Raw genomic sequence first — 20,253 nt, forward strand, 5'->3', positions numbered from 1 at the left:
GGGCCCGCCCGCCGGTTCACCCCGTATCCGTGCCCTCGCTTTCCGAGACGGTCACCGGCACGACGAACGCCCTCAGCAGCCGAGGCTCCAGTCCTTCCGCCACCTCGGCCCGCTCCCGGGCCCGCAGGTCCTCGACGACCTGCTCATAGCGCGGATCGATCCACTCCACGCGCCACCTCCTGGCTGTCGGCACCGCACAGCAACTGTCCCGGGTTCCTGGGCATGGGACCGGGCTGCGGTGTCGGCCCGATCGGTCCGCAGCCCCCGGGGGGCGTATGTCCGCAATCAGCGGCCACCGGTACGGAGCCTTCGGCAGGCCTGAGCCACAGTTCCCCGTCGACGACGAAACCGGCCTCCGTGATGAGTGCAGTCGTGTGGTCGATGACTGCTTGCGACTGACGCTGCGGATCCGGCGGCTGCGGGTAATGGTGGACGAAACCGCCGAGCCGCCGACACAGCGCGGAGTACGGAGCCGTGTGCAGAATCAGCGCGTGCCAGCCCTCGTCGACGACACGCGACGGCGCAATGGCCGCGCCCCGATACCGAGCGGCGGTGGCGACGAATGCCAATGCCTGTACGAGGACCTGCTCAGCCGTGGCCTTGGGCATTCCCTTATTCCCGGCCGCGATGGTCTCGCTCACGGCCAGGAATTCCGATGCGGGCAGCAGTGCGCGTGCTGGGTCTTTCATGCGTGTTCCCTCCACGTGACGTCCGGCCTACCAACAGCCCACGCCGGACAGCACGGCCCGGCGCCGTTCGTCCGACTCGTCGAAGGTCGTCGCGGTGCACCCGCCCGCTTCCGCCACGCGCCGCTGCAGTCGCGAGCGCACCTCACCGTCCTGGGCCAGCCGTCCCCAGTTGTGCACCAGGCAGATCACTTTCCGCCTGTCCGCCTGAGTCCGCATGGCATGGATCAGCTCGCCGAATTGCGGTCGCCGGGCTTCGAGGGCGTGGTCACCGAGGTCGACCCACGTGCCGACCACTTCCCAGCCCCACCGGGCGGCGTAGTTCTGGCAACCGGTGAGGCGCAGGTCCAGGAGGTTGTGCGACCTCGTCGTGCTGCGGTCATAGATGAAGGCGAGCGGCGGGACCGGCCGTGCCGGACCGATCCGGATGTTCTCGTTACAAGCGCCCGCACCTTGTGACGACGATGCTTTTGTGTCCATGCACCGATTCCAGCGCGGCTGCCGCGGATGCGGCAGACGACAATCTGTGACACGGAGGTGATCATGCCCAGGTCCATCACCATCACCGGAACACGTACCACCGGCCACCACTCGGACCAGTGGTACGACACGACTTTCGCCGCCTACCTCGCCCCTTTCGCCACCCTCCGTACGCACTTCTTCGTCGGTGGTGCGAAGGGCATCGATTCCCTGGCTTTGCTGTGGCTGGCAGCCCACACTCGTTCCGCCATCACCGTGGTGATGCCGGCGACCCTCGAAGACCAACCGGAAGAGGCCCAGCAGGCTGTTGCCCGGTGCCGTAGCCGTATCACCGAAATCGTGGAGCTGAAAGCGCCCTCGCTGCATTCCGCCGCATATCACGCACGTAACCGCTGGATGGTGGACCGAAGTGAACTGACCATCGGATTCCCACAGACAATCCAGGGTGAGTCGACCCCGTCTGCAAAAACCGGGACCTGGCAAACCCTCAACTATACTGCCGTTCTAGGCAAACCCCGTCTCATCGTGCCGATCTGATGCCCCGCAGGGGCATCATGTGGCCATGAACGCGCGTGATACCGCCGTCGGCGCCCGCACACTGAAGCGTTTGCGCAAATCCCGCGGCTGGTCCCTGGCCGGCCTGTCCCGATGCCTCTGCGACATCGCCGCGCAGTTGGGCATCCCTCTCACCGCCTCGTCGGCGAACGTACAACGCTGCATCGCCCGTTGGGAGAGCGATGCCTCTCCCGTCCACCCCAGCCACCACTACCAACTCCTCCTGGCTCACCTCTACGCACGCCGCGCCGACGGCTCCCCTCAGATCGGTACCGGCAGCGACTTCTCCGAACTCCTCACCGCACTGGCCCATTACGGCGAGGGCCGAACGTCAACTCGCGGAGCTGCGCGTCCTGGTGGCACGCACCGTGACCGTCGGAGCCGGCAGCCTGCACGCTCTCGTCGGCCCGCACGCCCGAGCAACGATCGCCGCGGCTCTCGAAGATCCCGCTCGAACCGACACATCCCTCATCAACGACCTTCAGGCAGCAGTCGACGATACGAACCACCACGTAGGCTCTCTCCCTTTCGTCCGGCTCCAACTACTCCTGTCCCCCGTCCTGGAGACCTGCCGACGCCTCCTTGCGAGCGAACTTCCGCCCCCAGCACTTCGCGGCCTCCACACCGTCGCGGCTCAGGCCTTCACTCTCGCCGGCCGCATCGCCTTCGAGACGTACGACGACGCCGCGTCGTGTGCCCTGTACACCGAGGCCACCGAGGTTGCCGGCCACCTCCCCACCTGGTGCCGCGCGGTCGTGCACATGAGCCACGCCCTCGTCACGCTTTACGCCACGCCCGGCACCGACACCGCCCGCGTGCTCGTCGAGGCCGCGATCCGAGACGCGCGAACGGGAGACAACCCGGCCGTACGGAGCCGAGCCCATGCCCTGCACTCCGAGATCGCAGCCCGTTCCGGTGACCGGAGCCAAGCACTGACGGCCCTTTCCCTGGCTCGGTACGACATCGGCGACACCACCAGGGACGACCCGTTGCGTGCGCGCTTCTCCCCCGGCCACCTCCGGGGCTTCGAGGGCCTGTGCGCTCTCCACACCGGAGACGCCGCAACAGCCGAGCCGCACTTCGCCGATGCGACAGCAGCCCTGACGAACCCCCGCGACCGCCTGCAACGCTGGATCATCACCGCGGACCAGGCCCTGGCCCGCATCCGCTCGGGTAACCCGGTCGAGGGCACCGCGCTCTTGCACACCTGCGCTGATGAAGTGTCCGCCACCGGCGGCCGAGTCCCCACCCTGCGTCTCCGCAGAACTCGTCACGCGCTACGCCCTTGGCATGGCGAACGCTTCGTGACGGAACTGGACGACCACTTCCTCACCATGCGCTAGATCGGCTCGTTCACCGGCCATCTCCTGTCCCGCACACGGGAAATCTGCACCCCACCACGACCACAACCTCCGCCGCCTAGCGCCAGGCCCTGACCGACCTCATCGCCACCGACCACGGCCCGGTCGTCCCCGCCTGCCCGCCCCACGGCAACGGCAGGGCTGTTCACCGAAACGGGCCGCTCTGCGTGCCGGGCGGCCAGACTCAGGGTGGCGGGTTTTCAATGGGACCAGTAGGTGTCCTCAAGATCGGGCATGATGTCCGGCTGTCCCTTGGCATCCTTGGGAAACGTGTCACCTTCCAGCCCAGGGAGCGTATCTTCTCCGCTGGTCCCGGGGTCCCTTGCGGGTGGACCGGCTGCGTCGAGGTAGACGTTCCCCGGCGCCCCGACGGAAAACCTGAGAGAGTAACCGTCCGAAGTGAGGGCCACGAAAGACGGCTCCTTCGGATTCACGCTGGTTATTTTGTAACCTTTGCCTTTGCAGTGATCTTGTACAGAGTTCGCCAGTGCATCAACCTTGCTCCGGGCCACTTTCGTTCTCATGTACCTGGTCTTCGAAACGACGACGGTTCCGTCCGGCTTATTGGTCACCTTGTGGTTCAGCGGCTGGGTTTCCGTTGCCCCGTCCCGCCACTTGAGCGAGGGCTTGACTGCTGATGTCGCACTGTTCAGCAGCACATCCAAATGCTTTCCAACTTTATACGGATCTTGAATGTCGCCCGCTTCCCCCTTGGCTCCCGCGTCGCCGACGAAACAACCAGCGAGCAGCGCGACACTCAACACCGCCCCCGCCGCACCGCACAGCGCCCGAGTTACTTGTTTCACCGTCGCCCCTCCCGCGTGACATCCGCCCCGTGCCCAGAAACGATCTTGCCGATATTCTCCAGGGAGTCACCACCCTTTTCCTTATCGAAATAGTTTGAGTGGGAGTCACCTATAGTACCGGGGGCCACGCGGAACCGTTGACCGCCGAATCCCTCACTGGCCGGGTCCTGACCGAACCACAGCTCATGCGGATCCAGCACCACACCGACTGGCTCATATTTACTGGGCAGGTGCGTTATCGGATCATTCTCAGCCGAACCGATCCAGACATGATCAGCTCCCACGCCGAGCTGGTCTGCTTTCTGCGCACCCGTGCCCGGGCTCCCCACCAGAACGACGTCGTCCGCAGCCGATTCGTCGCTCTGTGCCGCTTGACCAACCGTAAAGGAGCCGTAACTGTGCCCAATTGCCGTTATATGCGGACGTCCCCCTTCGTGACTGGCCCGGATTCCATTCAGGAATTTGTTGAAGTCTTCACCGCCCTTCTTCCCTCGATCTTCACCCGCCACTGAGAAATCCGGAACCAGCGATGGCTCGGCCTGCGGAGCGTCGTACCCCAGCCACACAATGGAGGCCGTACTCCGTCCCGGATCCGCCTTGTGAGAAGCTTTCCAAATATCTTTGGCCCGCGTCCCGTCTCCACCGCCGATGTTCGAAAGACGGCAATTCGTGCCGGGAACGTAAGCGGATACGTTGTCCGCCGTATCCGGGTTCCCGTACGAGAGGATGGCCCGCCCCTGCCCTTCTCGTCCCAGGCCCAGCAGAAGCGGTTCCGGCTCCTTGCCCGAATCCTTGTCGAGCCGGCTCCTTATGGCTAGGTAGCCTTCGTAGGCTTGCGCTTCGGTTTCCGGGAGCGGCTTGGTGCCCGCATAGCGTTGATCAATGGCTATCAATTGGTCCAGGTACGCGCGGTTCGCGGAATCTCTGGCCTTGGCCGGGATTCCGTCGAGATTTCCGATCACATCGGGACGCAACGCGAGGTACTCAGCACGCTCCTCCGGACTCAGCTTATTCCACCAGGTACGCACCTCGGAAGGGTCCGTACCCTTCGTCGGTATGTCGTCCATACCGATGGCTTTCCCAGCCGCCTTCGATACAGCTCCGGAATCTTCCCATGATTCCAGACTGTCCACATTGAGGTCACGCCGCGCAGACAACTTCGCGAAGGCATCGCGGTATCGGACATCGATCTTCACAGTTTCGGCCAGGATCGTTGCTATGGCCGCCTCGGTTGCCCTTCTCGCCTGTTCCTGCTCGGGAACTCCCGCGTCGGGATCACCAGTGGGGATGTCAGCCTCGTCGGCGAAGTTCACTTCACCTTTTTCGCTCACTCGGAATCCGGTTCGCGCCGCCTTGTCCAACACCTCCGCCAAGTTCTTCTGCTGCTGCTGGAGCTCGGTTACGACACCGTCTATCAGTGTCTCTATGAGCACACTTTCCTGACTGGCAAAGCGATAGTTGTCACCCAGGTTCACGAACTGCGGCGTAGCCATGTCTGCCGCCATCCCGCTCCAGTCACGGTCCAGAGGCTTGATCATGCGGCCTTCGACAAGATCGTGATATCCACCCCACCTGGTGGAACTTTGCTGCCATGCCCCCTTGGCGGAATTCAACGCCCCGAAACGCAGGTCTTCCAACTGCCTCATCGTCACCATAATGAATCACCCAAAAGGATTGTCGCGCAGAACGGGCTGCTTACCGCCGCCAACCGCGAAGGCTTCTGTCGTGTGCTCTTCGTTTTTCTCGTACCGGCCTGCGGTCTCTCTCAGCAGCTGACTCAGCGAACCACATTCGTCAGCCACGAGACCAAGTCGTTCACACCACGATCGCTCGATCTTCAGCAGTTCCTGCGCGAAGGCAAATCCCTCGGCCTCCGAAGGTATTTTCTGGTGAGCCGCGTCCAGCTCACTCACGCCTCGCACCGTGCCGGACCGCAATTCATCACCTTGGGCAGCAACCGCTTTCAGCGTTTTCGGATCTGCCTTACTGTCCCAGAACACTCTTTCCCCCAATTGTCACGACGCCCCCTGCGCCGAGCCGGTCATACTCGGGCTCAGGGCAACGGCCAAAGGTAGCTTCTGTCGCCCCGGTACGCCTGAGTACGTGTACTCAGGCGTGGCGTGTGAAGTGTTTTGGGGTAGAGCAGCAAAGGGTCAGTGGATGGTGGCGGACACCCACCCCACGGCATCCCCCACCGTCTCCACCACCGGCACCCCCTCCGGCGCGGCCGGGCGACGAACCACCACCACCGGCACCCCCGCCTCCCGCGCCGCCCTCAGCTTCGGGGCCGTGGCCGCGGCGCCGCTGTCCTTGGTCACCAGGACGTCGATGCGGTGCTCCTGGAGGAGGGCGCGTTCGCCTTCGAGGGTGAAGGGGCCCCGGTCGAGAAGGACCTCCGTGCGGGGCGGGAAAGGTGGCTCGGGGGCGTCCACGGAGCGGACCAGGAACCACTGGTCGGTGAGGTGGGCGAAGGTGGCGAGGCCCATGCGGCCGGTGGTGAGGAAGATGCGGTGGCCGAGGTCGGGGAGGGCCGCCGCGGCCTCGGTCAGGGACGTCACCGGGTGCCAGGTGTCGCCCGGCTCCGGGACCCAGCCGGGCCTGCGGAGGGCGAGCAGGGGAACATGGGCGGTGGCGGCGGCCTGCGCCGCGTTGAAACTGATCGTGCCGGCGAAGGGATGGGTGGCGTCGATGAGCGCGTCCACCGCGTGCTCGCGCAGCCAGTGTGCGAGGCCGTCCGGGCCTCCGAATCCGCCGATGCGGACCTCTCCGGCCGGCAGCCGGGGCGCGGCCACCCGACCCGCCAGGGATGTGGTGACGCGCAGGCCGGGGAGCCGGTCCGCCAGGTCGGCGGCCAGGGTGCGGGCCTCGGTCGTACCGCCGAGGATCAGGACGTGCGGGCGGCGTACGGAGCCGGCGGGGGCGCTCATGGCGGGCGGGTTTCTCCATGGGTGAGGCGCGTACGGGTACGGGTGCGGAGACGAACGGTACGGGAGGCCGCGCCGGTGAGCCCACGACCGGTACCGGCAGCGGCAGCGCCACCGGCGGCCGTACCGCCCAGCTTGCGCACACCGGGCTGCGGCACGGCTGGACGACCGGCGCCTGCGCGACCGCGGCGACCACGGCGGCGTACACGGCCCTGTTGACGGGGGACTTTCCCGATCCGGTGCGGATCACCCTGCCCAAGGGGCAGACACCCGCGTTCGCGCTGGCCGCCGAGGAGATGGCCGAGGATCGCGCCGTGGCCATGGCGGCCGTCGTGAAGGACGCGGGGGACGATCCGGACGTGACGCACGGGGCGCTGATCCGCGCCACCGTGCGCCGGCTTCCGGCGGGGAGCGGGGTGGTGTTCAAGGCCGGGCCGGGGGTGGGCACGGTGACCCGTCCCGGGCTGCCGCTCGATGTGGGCGAGCCGGCCGTGAACCCCGTGCCCCGGCAGATGATGCGTGATCATGTCGCCGAGGTCGCGGCGCGGTACGGGGGCAGCGGGGACGTCGAGATCGAGCTGTCGGTCGATCACGGTGAGGAGATCGCGCGCAGTACGTGGAACCCACGGCTGGGGATTCTGGGCGGGCTGTCGATCCTGGGGACGACCGGGATCGTCGTCCCGTACTCGTGCTCGGCGTGGATCGACTCGATCCGGCGCGGCGTGGACGTGGCGCGCGCGGCGGGGCGTACGCATGTGGCCGGGTGCACCGGCTCGACCTCGGAGAAGGTCGTGGTGGCCGAGCACGGCCTGCCCGAGGACGCGCTGCTGGACATGGGGGACTTCGCGGGCGCGGTGCTGAAGTACGTACGGCGGCATCCCGTACCGCGGCTGACGGTCTGCGGCGGCTTCGCGAAGCTGTCCAAGCTGGCGGCGGGGCACCTCGATTTGCATTCGGCACGTTCGCAGGTGGACAAGGGGTTCCTCGCGGAGCTGGCCCGGCAGGGCGGCGCAGACGAGGCGCTGGCGGGCGAGGTGGCGACGGCCAACACCGGACTGGCCGCCCTCCAGCTGTGCGCGGCGCGCGGCGTGCCGCTCGGCGACCTGGTGGCCGCGACCGCCCGCGACGAGGCCCTGGCGGTCCTGCGCGGGGCCCCGGTCGCGGTGGACGTGATCTGCATCGACCGGGCGGGGAACGTGGTGGGACGGGCCGCTCCGCGCGGGCCCCGGGACGCCTCCTAGGCCGAGCCCGAGACCCCCTCGAACGGCACGTCCTTCGCATACGCGACGATCTCCACCTCGTCGCCCAGCACCCATTCCGCCACCCGCGAGGCCATCGTGGCCGGGACGCCCTCCGTCTCGCCGGGCGCGGGCGGCACGTCGTACGTACCGTGCGCGTCGTGCGGCAGGACGACGCGGTACTCCCGCTCCAGGGCGCTGCGCGCGGTCGCCAGTACGCACATCTCGGACATCACGCCGCAGACGACGAGGGACCGTACGCCGGAGTCGGTGAGCAGGCCGCCGAGCGGGGTTCCGTGGAAGCCGTCGTCCTCCGTCTTGCGGACCACGACCTCGCGGGGGCCGGGAGTGACCGGCAGGTGCAGCTGCCAGCCCTTGGTGCCCGTCTCGTCGGACATGCCGGGCGCGCCGTCGTTCTGGAGATGGACGATCAGGGCACCGGCCGCCCGGGCCCGGTCGAGCAGATCCTCGACACGTTCCTGGACGGCCGCCGCGTGCGGTACCGCCTCCTCGCCCTCGAAGAAGGCCGACTGGACGTCGACGACGATCAGGGCCTCGACGGGCCGTACGCCGTTCCCGCTCTCGCTCTTCACAGGCCGTATGCCGCTCTCGCCCACGCTCACCCCAGGCCGCACGCTGTCGCTCATTCGGCCGATCCTGCGGCCCCGGCCGCTCCCGATCAACCCGTTATCCGGCCTGTTCGGCCCCACCGGTTTCCGCCGCGCATCCCCGCTCCCGCTCCGTCGAGTACAGGTGGCTGTCGCGGAACTGCGAGGCGCCCAGCGTGCGGCCGACCATGATGACCGCGGTACGGACCACGCCCACCGCCTTCACCTGGTCCGCGATGTCGGACAGTGTGCCGCGCAGCACCAGTTCGTCGGGGCGTGAGGCCATCGCGACGACCGCGGCGGGGCAGTCGGCGCCGTAGTGCGGGAGGAGTTCGGCGACGACCCGGTCCACGTAGCGGGCGGCGAGGTGCAGGACGAGGAGGGCGCGGCTGCGGCCGAGCGTGGCCAGGTCCTCGCCCTCGGGCATCGGGGTGGCCTGCTGGGCGATGCGGGTCAGGACGACGGTCTGGCCGACGGTGGGGACGGTCAGTTCGCGCTTGAGGGCGGCCGCCGCGGCGGCGAACGCCGGGACGCCGGGCACGACCTCGTACGGCACGCCCGCCGCGTCCAGGCGGCGCATCTGCTCGGCGACGGCACTGAAGACGGACGGGTCGCCGGAGTGCAGCCGGGCCACGTCCTTGCCCTCCTCGTGGGCACGCACCAGCTCCGCGGTGATCTGGTCGAGGTCCAGGTTCGCGGTGTCGATCAGGCGCGCGCCGGGCGGGCACTCGGCGAGCAGTTCGCGCGGCACCAGGCTGCCCGCGTACAGGCACACCTCGCAGCGGGCCAGCGTACGGGCGCCGCGCAGCGTGATCAGGTCGGCGGCGCCCGGTCCGGCGCCGATGAAGTGGACGGTCACTGTGCGTCTCCTGGGGCTGAGGGGGTGGGGGGAGGGCCAGAGGGGGCGTCGGTCTTCGTCACCGACCACTGCGTCACCGGCATCGCCTGCCGCCACCCGGTGAAGCCGCCCACCGGTACGGCGTGCGCCACCGCGAGCCGTACGAGGTCGCCGCCGTGCCGCCGGTACCAGTCGGCGAGCAGCGCCTCGGACTCCAGCGTCACCGTGTTGGCGACCAGCCGGCCGCCCGCCGGCAGCGCCGCCCAGCACGCCTCCAGGAGGCCGGGCGCGGTCAGGCCGCCGCCGATGAACACCGCGTCGGGCGCCGGGAGTCCGGCGAGCGCCTGGGGCGCGGGGCCGGTGACCACGCGCAGGGCCGGTACGCCGAGCGCGTCCGCGTTGCGGGCGATGCGTTCGGCCCGTACGGCGTCCCGCTCGACGGCGACGGCGCGGCAGGTGCGGTGCGTCCGCATCCACTCGATGCCGATGGAGCCGGAGCCGCCGCCGACGTCCCACAGCAGTTCGCCGGGCGCGGGGGCCAGCGCGGCGAGCGTGGCGGCGCGGATGTGGCGCTTGGTCAGCTGGCCGTCGTGCTCGTACGCGTCGTCCGGCAGACCGGGGGCGGCGGCGAGCCGGAGGGCGCCGGGGGCGCGGACGCAGTCCAGGGCGATGACGTTGAGCGGGTCGGTGCGGTCGGAGGCGGCCGGCGGCCAGTCCTCCGCCGTGCCCTCGTACTGCCGCTCGCGCGGCCCGCCGAGCTGTTCCAGTACGCGCATCCGGGTCGGCCCGAAACCGCGCTCGCGCAGCAGGCCGGCGACCTGTGCGGGCGTCCCGGCACCGGCGGAGAGGACGAGCAGGCGGCGGCCGTCGTGCAGGGCGGCCGTCAGGCCCGCGAGGGGGCGGCCCACGAGGGTGACGACCTCCGTGTCCTCGACGGGCCAGCCGAGGCGGGCGCACGCGTACGAGACGGAGGACGGGTGCGGCAGCACGCGCGGCGGCGCGGCGCCCGTCTCGCCGAGCACCTCGGCCAGCGTCCGCCCGATGCCGTGGAACATCGGGTCGCCGCTGGCCAGGACACACACCTCACGCCCGGCGTGCGCGGCCAGCAGCCCCGGTACGGCGGGCCGCAGCGGCGACGGCCACGGGACGCGCTCGCCCGTGCACTCGGCGGGCAGCAGAGCCAGCTGCCGCGCGCCGCCGATGAGCGTCCCGGCGCCGCGCAGCGCTTCCCGGGAGGCCGCGGGCAGCCCCTCCCACCCGTCGGCGCCGATGCCGACGACGGTGACGCGGGCGGCGGCGGGGGCCGGATCCGGGGTGTGCGGCGCGGGCGCTGCGGGCGGGACGGGGCTCACTGCCGGTTACCTCGGGGCTTCGTTCGTACGGGAGTCGGAAGGGGGTCGGACGGGGCGCGGGGCGGTGGCACCGCGGGGTGGTACGGGATGGCGCGGCCGGTTCGCGGGACGCGGTTGTCAACCCGGCGCGGACCATCCGGACGGGGCGTTTCAAGGGTAAGAGGCGGTCCCCGACGGCTTCGCGGGCGGTCCCGTACACCCGGTTGCGCGGGTATCGCCACAAGCTCTCCCGAATTCGTTTCGTGGCCGCATAATTGGCTACTCCTAGTAATCGTGGTTTCACCGAGCGATGCTCTTCGGTGGAAGCGCGACACGGGCACCGAGGGAAGGCGCTGGGATCATGGACACAGTGGAACGCGCGACGGCGGACGAGACGGTCACGGACGCGGAAGCCGCACGGGACGAACTACGGGACGCACTGGCCGAAGTGGGCATCACCCTGCCGTCCCTGGGGCTGGACGGCCCCTCGCTGGCCTCCGACGCCCCCCGGCCCCTGGTCGAGCTGGGCCGCTGCGCACCCGAGGTGGCCCGCCGGCTGGCGGCCGCGCTGCGGTGTACGGGCCGGGATCGGTGACGTCCGGGCGGGCGGTCCGGGGGACTGGTCGGGCCGCCGCACGATACCCCGAGGGAACCGCTCTGACCTGCGCACATACGCCGTCCGACGGTAATGACAACGGTCACCGGTGCAGCCTTTGGATCTAGCGGCGAAGTGCGGTTTGCTTCCTTGCGCACGTCCTTTCGGACGCCCCAGGGAAGGAGCGCGCCCATGACCGAGCACGCCCACGCCGACGCCACCACCTCCGGACACCCGCCGCCCACCGCGCACGGGCCCGCCCCCGCCCACTCGGACGGCCGGGACGACTCACACGGACACTCGCACGCACACGGCCACTCCCATGGGCACGGGCACTCCCATGGGCCGGGGGGCCACTCCCACACCCTGTCCCCCGACGCCGACCGCCGCTGGCTGCGAGCCGCGCTGGCGCTGATCACCGCGTTCATGGCCGTGGAGGTGGTGATCGGCTTTCTGGCGCGCTCCCTGGCGCTGATCTCCGACGCGGCCCACATGCTCACCGACGCGGCCTCGATCGTGCTGGCCCTGGTCGCGATGCGGCTGGCCGCCCGGCCCGCGCGCGGCGGCTACACCTACGGACTCAAGCGTGCGGAGATCCTGTCCGCGCAGGCCAACGGCATCACGCTGCTCGTGCTGTCCCTCTGGCTCGGGTACGAGGCCGTCACCCGCCTCGTGGAGCCGCCCGAGGTCACCGGCGGCCTGGTCGTGATCACCGCGCTCGCCGGCATCGTCGTCAACGTGGTGGCCGCCTGGTGCATCTCCAAGGCCAACCGCAGCAGCCTGAACGTCGAGGGCGCCTACCAGCACATCCTGACCGACCTGTTCGGCTTCATCGCCACCGCCGTGGCCGGCGCGGTGGTGCTGTTCACCGGCTTCGCGCGGGCCGACGCCATCGCCTCGCTCGTCGTGGTGGTGCTGATGCTGCGGGCGGGCACCGGTCTCGTACGCGAGTCCGGCCGGATCTTCATGGAGGCCGCGCCGAACGGTGTGGACCCGGACGCGCTGGGCGATCACCTCGTCGAGGCGGACCAGGTGGTGGAGGTCCACGATCTGCACATCTGGGAGATCACGTCCGGCGAGCCGGCCCTGTCCGCGCACATCCTGGTGGCCCCGGGCGGCGACTGCCACGCCGTACGCCGGAATCTGCACGACCTGCTGAGCCGGAAGTACGGCATCACCCACGCCACCCTCCAGGTCGACCACGTGGGCGAGCAGCCGCTGCCCGGCGAGGTGCTGCACATAGCGGCCGGGCCGGACGACGCGGCACTCGCCGCCCCGCACTGCGAGGACACGCACGGGCCGGTGCACCGGCCGGGGCCGCACGATCACTGAGGGGCACCGGACCGCCGCGGCCCAGCGCCCCTCAGAAGCCGATGACGGTCGTCAGAAGCCGATGACCGTCTTCCCCTGGGTGTGTCCCGTACGGCTGCCCTCCAGCGCCTCCGGCGCCTCCTCCAACGGGACCTCGTCGCTGATGATCACCGTCAGCCGTCCCGCGTCCAGCTGACCGGCCAGGATCTCCAGCAGCTGCGGCGAGGGCCGGTTGTGGAAGTTGAAGCCGCGCAGGTTGTGCTCGGTCAGTACGTCGGCGTCGGCGGCCCCGACGGTGGAGACGGCCGTACCGCCGTCCCGTACGGTCCGGGTCATCTCGCCGAACGCGACCGGGCCGCCGACCAGGTCGAGCAGCACGTCCACACCGTCCGGATGGGCCGCCAGCACTTGGTCGGCCACCGGGCCCACCGTGTGGTCCACCGTCTCCGCCGCGCCCAGGCCGGTCAGCAGGTCGGCCAGGCCGTCCCGGGCGGTGGCGATCACCTCGGCGCCCCGGCCGGCTGCGAGCTGGGTGGCGAAGATGCCGACGCCGCCGGTCCCGCCGACGATCAGGACGCGCTTGCCCTCGCCGATCCGGGTCTCCTCCACCAGGTTGTAGGCGGTCGTACCGGCGGTGGGTACGGCGGCGGAGGTCGCGTAGGTGACGGCGCGCGCCGCGCCCGCCACCGACCGCTCGTCGGCCACCGCGAACTCCGCGTACGAGCCGCCGCCCCGTTCCGGCCGCTGGAACTGCCCGAACACCGCGTCCCCCACCGACAGGCGGCGCACACCGGTGCCGACGGCGACCACCTCACCCGCGCCGTCCGAGCCCAGGACGAGCGGGAAGGAGTGCTGCGCGGTGTCCTTGAGGAGACCGTCGGCGATCTTCCAGTCGATGGGGTTGATCCCGGCGGCGGACATCCGCACCAGGACCTCGCCCGGGCCGGGCTGCGGCTCCGGCAGCTCCATGAGCTGAGGCTGTTCGCCGAATGCGGTGACTGCTACGGCCCTCATCGTCGCGTTCCCTTCCGCCCGTGTGCGCCCGTGTCCGTCCGTGCGATCCACCCTCCCGACCGATGGCAGGGCACGGGCCGCCGTCAACGTGGCGCCTGTCGTGACCCGCCTTCGGGTGAAACGACGCCAAGAGACGACAGCCCTGAGGATCGTAAGCACGCGAAGCGGGCGTATCGGGCAGGACAAGGCCGGTGCGCCGGAAGCAACTCGTACGGCCCCTGCCGGAACGGCGCCGGCCGGCCCCCACCCCTCCGCGTTTGCCGCGCGCCCCCGCCGGTTACCCGTCCCCGATATGAGCGGCAAGAGCGGCGGCGCGGACGACACACGCACCATCAAAGCGGGGCGGCGCACGGTCACGGTCAGCCGGCCCGGCAAGGTCCTCTTCCCGGACGACGGGATCACCAAGGGCGACCTGGCCGACCACTACAAGGCGGTCGCCCGGCGCGCGGTCCCCCATCTGCGCGACCGGCCGCTGATGATGGAACGGCACCCCGACGGCATCGGCGGCAAGCCCCTGATGCAGAAGAACGCGCCCGACTACTTCCCCGCATGGGTACGGCGTTCCGAGCAGTCCAAGGAGGGCGGCACGGTCACCCACGTCGTGTGCGACGACCCGGCGACCCTCGTCTACCTCGCCGACCAGGCCAGCGTCACCGTCCACCGCTGGCTCTCCCGCGAACACCGGCCCGACCACCCCGACCTGCTGATCTTCGACCTCGACCCGGCCGAGGGCGCGGACTTCGAGGACGTACGGTGGGCCGCCCACCGCGTCTGCGAGCTGTGGGACGAACTGAAACTGCCCGCCCGCCTGATGACGACCGGCTCGCGCGGCCTGCATGTCATCGCGCCGCTGGACGCCGGCTCCGACTTCGACTCCGTACGCGACTTCGCCCATCTCGCCGCCGGGCTCCTCGCCCGGCGCCACCCGGACCGGCTCACCACCGAACAGCGCAAGGCCGAGCGCAAGGGCCGCGTCTACCTGGACGTACAGCGCAACGCATACGCGCAGACGGCGGTGGCGCCCTATTCCGTACGGGCGAAGCCGGGCGCGCCGGTGGCCACCCCGATCACCCGCGACGAACTGGACGACCCGGACCTGACGGCCCAGCGGTGGACCGTGGCCACCATCCCCGACCGCCTTTCCGAGTCCGACCCCTGGTCGGGGCTGTCGTGGCGCGGACGGTCGGTACGGGCGGCGCGGGAGCGGCTGGAGGACCTGGAGGAGTAGCGGAGCGGCTGGTGACCGGACCCGTATGTGGGCCGTTTGCGCGCATAAGGCGACCGGTCCGGGACCGCGGGCTTCAATGGCCCCATGATCCGGTTCGAGTCCGTCACCAAGCGCTACCCGGACGGCACCACCGCCGTGGACGACCTCTCCTTCGAGGTGGCCGAGGGCGAGCTGGTGACGCTGGTCGGGCCGTCCGGCTGCGGCAAGACGACCACCATGAAGATGGTCAACCGGCTCATCGATCCGACCAGCGGCCGGATCTTCGTCGAGGGCCGGGACATCGCGACGACCGACCCCGTACGCCTGCGCCGCCGCATCGGCTACGTCATCCAGCAGACCGGCCTCTTCCCGCACCGCACCGTCCTGGACAACACCGCCACCGTCCCCCACCTGCTCGGCCGGCCGCGCAAGCAGTCCAGGGACCGCGCCGCCGAACTCCTGGAACGGGTCGGTCTGGACCCCGCCGTCCACGGGCCGCGCTATCCGGAGCAGCTGTCCGGCGGCGAGCGGCAGCGCGTCGGCGTGGCCCGCGCGCTGGCCGCCGATCCGCCCGTCCTGCTGATGGACGAGCCGTTCGGCGCGGTGGACCCGGTCGTCCGCGACCGGCTCCAGAAGGAGTTCCTGCGGCTCCAGGCGGCCCTGCACAAGACGGTGCTGCTGGTCACCCACGACATCGAGGAGGCGATCCGGCTGGGCGACCGGATCGCGGTCTACGGGCAGGGCCGGATCGAGCAGTACGACACGCCGGCGAGCGTGCTGGGCGCGCCCGCCTCCCCGTATGTGGCCGAGTTCGTCGGCAGCGACCGGGCGCTGAAGCAGCTCGTGGTCACCGGCATCGACCCCGGCGACCTGGAACGCCCGCCCTTCGCCCGCCTCGGCGAACCGGCCGGCCGGGCCGCGGACCGGCTGCGCGCGGAAGGCGCGCGCTGGGCCGTCGTCCTGGACGAGGAGGGCGGTCTGCACGGGTGGGTGGGTACGGAGGAGATGTCCGGCGCGCCGGGGAACGTTTCGGCGCACGCACGCCGGATGGAGGCGTGGGTACCGGTGAGCGGCTCCCTGAAGGACGCGTTCAGCGAAATGCTCAAGTACGACGCGGGCTGGATCGCCGTGGTGGACGGCACCCGCTTCCTGGGCGTCCTGACCCCCGCCAAACTGCACGAGGCACTGCGGCGCACGATCGGGGCGGACGAGCAGGGGGTGCCGCGGGAGGAGACGCAGGTGGATTCGGTGCCTACGGATTGAGGGGGAGGGCGGGGCGGGGGCCCGGCTTGGGGGCCTGTCGGTCCGGCTCGGTGGGCTGACTTGAGGGCCCGTCGGGCCGGGGCTACAGCAGTCGTTTCTTCCGGAGGTAGTCGCGCGCCACGTCCTCCGGGAGCCGTCGCCAGCTGTCCACCCGCTGGTTGAGGCCGGCCAGGTCCTCCGTCGTCAGTACGGAGTTGAGCTTGCCCAGCGCGGCGGCGACCCGCTCGCTGCCCGCGCGGGCCCGGTTGACCACCGGAACGACGTAGTCCGCGTTCTGGAGCTTCTTGTCGTCCTCCAAGAAAACCAGCCCGAACTGCTCGACCGTCGCGTCCGTGCTGGTCGTCAGCACCATCTGGTCCTGCCCGTTCTGTACGGCCTGCTTGGCGGGCGTGGTGCCCACCCCTTTCGGGTCGACGGCCGTGATGTCGATCCCGTACGTACGCTTCAGCCCGGGCGCGCAGAACGGCCGCTGTACGCACTCGTCACCCGCCGCCAGCCGTACCGGCAGCTTGGCGCGCCCCAGGTCGCTGAGCGTCTTCAGACGGTGCTGCTTCGCGTACGAGGCGGCCACGGCGAACGCGTTCTGGTCGACGGCCCGGCCCGGCGGCAGCACCGTCAGACCGCGGGGCGTGGCCAGGCTCCGCAGCACCTTCATGGTCGTGCCGAGGTCCGGCGACGCGACCGGGTCGGCGTCCGCCCCTTTGGTCTTGGCGTTCAGCCAGTCCGCGAAGGTCGCCGCGTACTCCGGTACGACGTCGATCTGACCGCTTTCCAGGGACGGTTCGTACAGCTCCCGGTTCCCGACGGTCAGGATGTCGGCCTCGTACCCGGCGTTGCGGAGCAGCACCGCGTACATCTGGGCCAGCAGCTCGCTCTCGGTGAAGCCGGCCGAGCCGATGGACAGGTGACGGCTGTCGCCGGGCGCGGCGGTGACCTGGCCGCGGTTCTCCAGGGAGGGGCCGGTGGCGCAGCCGGTGAGGAGGAGGGCGGTGAGTGCGGCGCGGGTCGCGAGGCGGGCGCGGGTCGTGGAGCGCTCGCGGGATGTGGGGCGGACGATCCGGCGCGTACGCCGGCGCGCGGTGTCCCGCCGCCCCCTCACCGCGCTCTCCCCCGCCCCCGCGCCCACGCCGGCCCCAGCCGCTGGGCGGCCTCGAACACCGCCTCCATCAGCAGCGCGAACACCGCCACGATCACCGCCCCCGCGACCACCTGCGGTGTGCTCGCCAGATTGAACCCCGCGGTGATGATCCGGCCGAGCCCGCCCCCGCCGACCAGCGCGGCCAGCGTCGCCGTCGCGACCAGCTGCACCGCCGCGATCCGTACGCCCGTCAGCACCAGCGGCAGCGCCAGCGGCACCTCGACCCGCCAGACCAGCTGCCCTCCGGACATCCCCATCCCGCGCGCCGCCTCCACCACGCTCCGGTCCACCCCGCGCATCCCGACATACGCGTTGGTCAGCAGCGGCGGCAGCGCGAACAGCACCAGCGCGATGAACGTCGGCCAGTCCCCGTGCCGCCCGAGCGGCGTGAGCAGGAGCAGCACCAGCACCGCGAAGGTGGGCACGGCGCGGCCGACGTTGGCGAGGTTGACGGCCAGCGCGCCGCCGCGGCCGAGGTGCCCGAGGGTGACGGCGACGGGCAGTGCGATCAGACAGGAGGCGAGCAGGCAGCCGACGGTCAGCAGCAGGTGCTCCGTGAGCCGGTGCCACACGCCGTTCTCACCGGACCAGTGCGCGCCCGTGGTGAGCCAGGCCCAGACGTCCCCGAGCGTGCTCATACGCGCCGCCACGGCGTCAGCAGCCGCTCCAGGCCGAGCAGCAGCAGGTCGAAGGCGACGGCGATGACGACACACAGGACGGACGCCGTCAGCACCTGCGCCTTGAAGTACGAGTTCATCCCCGCGTAGATCAGATTGCCCAGCCCGCCGTGGCCGACGATCGCGCCGATCGTGGTCAGCGCGACGGCCGAGACGGTGGCGATGCGCAGCCCGGCCATCGCGGCGGGCACCGCCAGCGGCAGTTCGACGGCGAGCAGCTGCCGCAGCGGCCCGTACCCCATGCCACGGGCGGCCTCCTTCGCCTCCTCCGGTACGCCCGCCAGTCCCGCGAGGATGTTCCGTACGAGGAGGGTGAGCGAGTACAGCGCCAGCCCCACGATGACGAGCGTGGCGGACAGCCCGTACAGCGGCAGCAGCAGCGAGAACATCGCCAGCGACGGGATGGTGTAGAGCACGGTCGTCAGGCCCAGCACGGGCCCCACGGCCCACCGCCACCGGCGCGCGAGCAGCGCCAGCGGCAGCGCGATCGCCAGGCCGAGCAGCACGGAGACCACGGTGAGGTGCAGGTGCTGGAGGACGGCGTCGAGGAGGATGTGGCGGCGGGTGGCGAGGTAGTCGCCGCAGATCCAGTCGTTGCGGGCCAGGCAGTCGTCCGGAGGGGCGGTCACGGTAGAAGTTCACCGCGGTGGGGTGTGGGTGTCGCGCGGGGTGGGCCGGATGGGGGAGGGAGCCGGGCCGCCGTTCTCGGCCGGCGCGCCTATCGGGCGGTAGGAGGCTCTCCGGCGGGTGGGCGTGCCGTACCCGACGGCGAGGGCCGCGACGGTGACGGCGACGGCACGGCCCCCGCCCCCGGCCGCTTCGGCCGCGCGTGCGCCGACTCGACATCCTGCGGGAACGTCAGCTGCCGCCCCTGCCACTCCAGCGCCGGCGCCACCTCCCGCCGCCACGTCGAGAACTGGTGGCTGCCGCGCGGCAGGATGATCGAGTCGATCGTCATCGGGGGCTTCGCGGCCTGGATGAACCGCAGGGTGTCACGGTAGTTCGGCTCCCCCAGGCGACTGCTGGCCACCAGCGCGGAGACCTGCGGCACGGGCCGGTTCCGCAGCCGCCACAGCAGGTCGTGCTCGCGCTCGCGCCGCGCGGCCGCGGCGCCGCTGCCGAACAGGCTGCCGGTCGTCAGGTCGTCCTTCACCGCGTAATCACCGGACAGCGATACGGCGGACGTGTAGACGCCGGGGTTGCGCAGGGCCAGCAGCAGCGAACACGTACCGCCCGAGGAGTAGCCGAACGCGCCCCACGCGCTGGGATCGTGCCCGACCCGGTACGCCGCCTTGACGGCCTCCGGCAGATCGCGCGTGAAGAACGACTCGGCCTGCGGCCCGCCCGGCACGTCCACGCACTCGGTGTCGCGCGGCGGCGCGATCGTCGGCCGGACCATCACCAGGACGGTCGGCTGCATCCGGCCCTCCCCGATCAGCTCGCCCGCGGTCTGCGGGACGCGGAGGTGCTGGGCGAGGTTCATGATGCCGCCCGGGTAGCCGCTGATGACGACGGAGACGGGGAAGCGCTGGCGGCGGTACTGGGGCTGGAAATACTGCGGCGGCAGGTAGACGAAGGCCGGGTTGACGACGCGGGTACGGCGCCCGACGATCCGTACGGACTCGACCTTGCCGACCTTGTCCGGCGCCCCCTTCGGCAGCCCGTTCACCCGGTCCAGACCCTGCGGCCCCGCGGGCTGGACCAACCCGCCTTGAAGGCTGCCGGCATCGGCGTACTGCGGACCGCTGCCGCCCTTGCCGACCGCCACCGGAGCGTCGTCCGTGTTGCCCAGCAGCTCGTCCCAGCTGCTGTAGAACTCGAAGCTGGAGTTCACGGCGAGCGCGAGCGAACACAGCACCGCCGTCTGCGTGACGAGGATGGACCCGAGCCTGCCCAGTACGGCCGGTACCCCGCGCCGGGACAGCCGCGGCCACTGCCACACCGTCAGCACCACACAGGCCACGGCCAGCATGACCACCATGATTTCGAGCGACTGGCTGGTCAGCCCCATGTGCCCACATCTCCCGTCACCCGTACGAGGGTTGTTTGGTTCTCCCGGACCGCCGCCAGGGTCAACGGACGGCCGGGGTTATGGTCACCGGGCGAGGAGCGAACGGGGCGCTGCGGGGCCCCGGGGCCCGCCAATTCCCCGTCTTCGCTTCGCACATCCGACCGCCGCACATACGCTCTCCCCCACACGCCCCCACCACCACGCACCCAC

General features: G+C 70.6%; 22 protein-coding genes. 7 read left to right on the top strand and 15 right to left on the bottom strand.

The window, feature by feature from the left end:
* Positions 1 to 16: 16 nt before the first annotated feature.
* Genes ADK86_RS43885 through ADK86_RS23525 form a run of 3 tightly spaced genes read right to left on the bottom strand, consistent with a single transcriptional unit; the run spans position 17 to position 1,166 of the window.
* Positions 17 to 169, bottom strand: coding sequence for a hypothetical protein (locus ADK86_RS43885; protein ID WP_199834457.1), 153 nt, complete (start codon positions 167 to 169; stop codon positions 17 to 19).
* A complete protein-coding gene (locus ADK86_RS41250; RefSeq protein WP_199834458.1) occupies positions 144 to 689 on the bottom strand; it encodes a glycine-rich domain-containing protein in 546 nt (181 codons plus the stop codon). Before ADK86_RS41250 ends, ADK86_RS43885 begins: the two co-directional genes overlap by 26 nt.
* A 27-nt stretch (positions 690 to 716) precedes the next feature.
* Entirely contained in the window at positions 717 to 1,166 is a 450-nt protein-coding gene (locus tag ADK86_RS23525; protein WP_234345981.1) for a recombinase family protein, read from the bottom strand.
* 63 nt (positions 1,167 to 1,229) lie between these two features.
* Between ADK86_RS23525 and ADK86_RS23530 the strand changes: the two genes are divergently transcribed.
* Positions 1,230 to 1,703: a hypothetical protein gene (locus ADK86_RS23530; RefSeq protein ID WP_053698387.1), complete on the top strand. Its 474-nt coding sequence runs from the start codon at positions 1,230 to 1,232 to the stop codon at positions 1,701 to 1,703.
* Between the two features lie 374 nt (positions 1,704 to 2,077).
* A complete protein-coding gene (locus ADK86_RS23535; protein ID WP_324611409.1) occupies positions 2,078 to 3,064 on the top strand; it encodes a hypothetical protein in 987 nt (328 codons plus the stop codon).
* A 218-nt stretch (positions 3,065 to 3,282) separates the two neighbouring features.
* On the opposite strand, the gene ADK86_RS43235 is transcribed toward ADK86_RS23535, so the two are convergent.
* The 4 genes from ADK86_RS43235 to ADK86_RS23545 form a co-directional block, all read right to left on the bottom strand.
* Entirely contained in the window at positions 3,283 to 3,888 is a 606-nt protein-coding gene (locus ADK86_RS43235) for a hypothetical protein (protein WP_159393922.1), read from the bottom strand.
* Positions 3,885 to 5,534, bottom strand: a complete 1,650-nt coding sequence (locus ADK86_RS41255) for an alpha/beta hydrolase (RefSeq protein WP_159393923.1) — start codon at positions 5,532 to 5,534, stop codon at positions 3,885 to 3,887. Before ADK86_RS41255 ends, ADK86_RS43235 begins: the two co-directional genes overlap by 4 nt.
* 15 nt (positions 5,535 to 5,549) lie before the next feature.
* A complete protein-coding gene (locus ADK86_RS43240) occupies positions 5,550 to 5,801 on the bottom strand; it encodes a hypothetical protein (protein ID WP_159393924.1) in 252 nt (83 codons plus the stop codon).
* A 240-nt stretch (positions 5,802 to 6,041) separates the two neighbouring features.
* Complete coding sequence (locus ADK86_RS23545; RefSeq protein WP_053698369.1) at positions 6,042 to 6,815, bottom strand: cobalt-precorrin-6A reductase; 774 nt, start codon at positions 6,813 to 6,815, stop codon at positions 6,042 to 6,044.
* A 17-nt stretch (positions 6,816 to 6,832) separates the two neighbouring features.
* Between ADK86_RS23545 and ADK86_RS23550 the strand changes: the two genes are divergently transcribed.
* Positions 6,833 to 8,053, top strand: a complete 1,221-nt coding sequence (locus ADK86_RS23550) for a cobalt-precorrin-5B (C(1))-methyltransferase (protein ID WP_053698370.1) — start codon at positions 6,833 to 6,835, stop codon at positions 8,051 to 8,053.
* Here the strand turns inward: ADK86_RS23550 and ADK86_RS23555 are convergent.
* From ADK86_RS23555 to ADK86_RS23565, 3 genes are read right to left on the bottom strand one after another with little or no spacing between them, the layout of a single operon-like run.
* The gene (locus tag ADK86_RS23555) at positions 8,050 to 8,697 is read right to left on the bottom strand and encodes a cysteine hydrolase family protein (protein ID WP_078952211.1); all 648 of its coding nucleotides are present in this window, start codon (positions 8,695 to 8,697) and stop codon (positions 8,050 to 8,052) included. The genes ADK86_RS23550 and ADK86_RS23555 overlap by 4 nt on opposite strands.
* A gap of 40 nt (positions 8,698 to 8,737) precedes the next feature.
* Entirely contained in the window at positions 8,738 to 9,517 is a 780-nt protein-coding gene (gene cobM, locus ADK86_RS23560; RefSeq protein ID WP_053698371.1) for a precorrin-4 C(11)-methyltransferase, read from the bottom strand.
* Positions 9,514 to 10,848 (bottom strand): bifunctional cobalt-precorrin-7 (C(5))-methyltransferase/cobalt-precorrin-6B (C(15))-methyltransferase, encoded by a 1,335-nt coding sequence (locus tag ADK86_RS23565; RefSeq protein WP_053698372.1) that lies wholly within the window; start codon positions 10,846 to 10,848, stop codon positions 9,514 to 9,516. Before ADK86_RS23565 ends, cobM begins: the two co-directional genes overlap by 4 nt.
* 340 nt (positions 10,849 to 11,188) lie before the next feature.
* Between ADK86_RS23565 and ADK86_RS23570 the strand changes: the two genes are divergently transcribed.
* Together ADK86_RS23570 and ADK86_RS23575 are read left to right on the top strand one after the other, a co-directional pair.
* Positions 11,189 to 11,422: a hypothetical protein gene (locus tag ADK86_RS23570; protein ID WP_030589984.1), complete on the top strand. Its 234-nt coding sequence runs from the start codon at positions 11,189 to 11,191 to the stop codon at positions 11,420 to 11,422.
* A gap of 192 nt (positions 11,423 to 11,614) precedes the next feature.
* Positions 11,615 to 12,754 (top strand): cation diffusion facilitator family transporter, encoded by a 1,140-nt coding sequence (locus tag ADK86_RS23575; RefSeq protein ID WP_053698373.1) that lies wholly within the window; start codon positions 11,615 to 11,617, stop codon positions 12,752 to 12,754.
* A gap of 51 nt (positions 12,755 to 12,805) precedes the next feature.
* Here ADK86_RS23575 and ADK86_RS23580 read toward each other — a convergent pair whose 3' ends face one another.
* A complete protein-coding gene (locus ADK86_RS23580) occupies positions 12,806 to 13,747 on the bottom strand; it encodes an NADP-dependent oxidoreductase (RefSeq protein WP_063789065.1) in 942 nt (313 codons plus the stop codon).
* A 292-nt stretch (positions 13,748 to 14,039) separates the two neighbouring features.
* Between ADK86_RS23580 and ligD the strand changes: the two genes are divergently transcribed.
* Together ligD and ADK86_RS23590 are read left to right on the top strand one after the other, a co-directional pair.
* Positions 14,040 to 14,975: a non-homologous end-joining DNA ligase gene (ligD, locus tag ADK86_RS23585; protein WP_053698374.1), complete on the top strand. Its 936-nt coding sequence runs from the start codon at positions 14,040 to 14,042 to the stop codon at positions 14,973 to 14,975.
* 84 nt (positions 14,976 to 15,059) lie between these two features.
* A complete protein-coding gene (locus ADK86_RS23590; RefSeq protein WP_053698375.1) occupies positions 15,060 to 16,217 on the top strand; it encodes an ABC transporter ATP-binding protein in 1,158 nt (385 codons plus the stop codon).
* Between the two features lie 82 nt (positions 16,218 to 16,299).
* On the opposite strand, the gene ADK86_RS23595 is transcribed toward ADK86_RS23590, so the two are convergent.
* The 4 genes from ADK86_RS23595 to ADK86_RS23610 form a co-directional block, all read right to left on the bottom strand.
* Positions 16,300 to 17,274, bottom strand: coding sequence for an ABC transporter substrate-binding protein (locus ADK86_RS23595; RefSeq protein WP_053698390.1), 975 nt, complete (start codon positions 17,272 to 17,274; stop codon positions 16,300 to 16,302).
* A gap of 38 nt (positions 17,275 to 17,312) precedes the next feature.
* On the bottom strand, positions 17,313 to 17,993 hold the full coding sequence (locus tag ADK86_RS23600; protein WP_030589966.1) for an ABC transporter permease: 681 nt from the start codon (positions 17,991 to 17,993) through the stop codon (positions 17,313 to 17,315).
* A complete protein-coding gene (locus tag ADK86_RS23605; RefSeq protein ID WP_030373793.1) occupies positions 17,990 to 18,661 on the bottom strand; it encodes an ABC transporter permease in 672 nt (223 codons plus the stop codon). The genes ADK86_RS23600 and ADK86_RS23605 overlap by 4 nt, the downstream gene beginning before the upstream one ends.
* 89 nt (positions 18,662 to 18,750) lie before the next feature.
* The gene (locus tag ADK86_RS23610; RefSeq protein ID WP_053698376.1) at positions 18,751 to 20,043 is read right to left on the bottom strand and encodes an alpha/beta hydrolase; all 1,293 of its coding nucleotides are present in this window, start codon (positions 20,041 to 20,043) and stop codon (positions 18,751 to 18,753) included.
* Between the last annotated feature and the right edge of the window lie 210 nt (positions 20,044 to 20,253).

The organism is Streptomyces sp. NRRL F-5755 (genome assembly GCF_001279365.1).
Lineage (GTDB): Bacteria > Actinomycetota > Actinomycetes > Streptomycetales > Streptomycetaceae > Streptomyces > Streptomyces rimosus.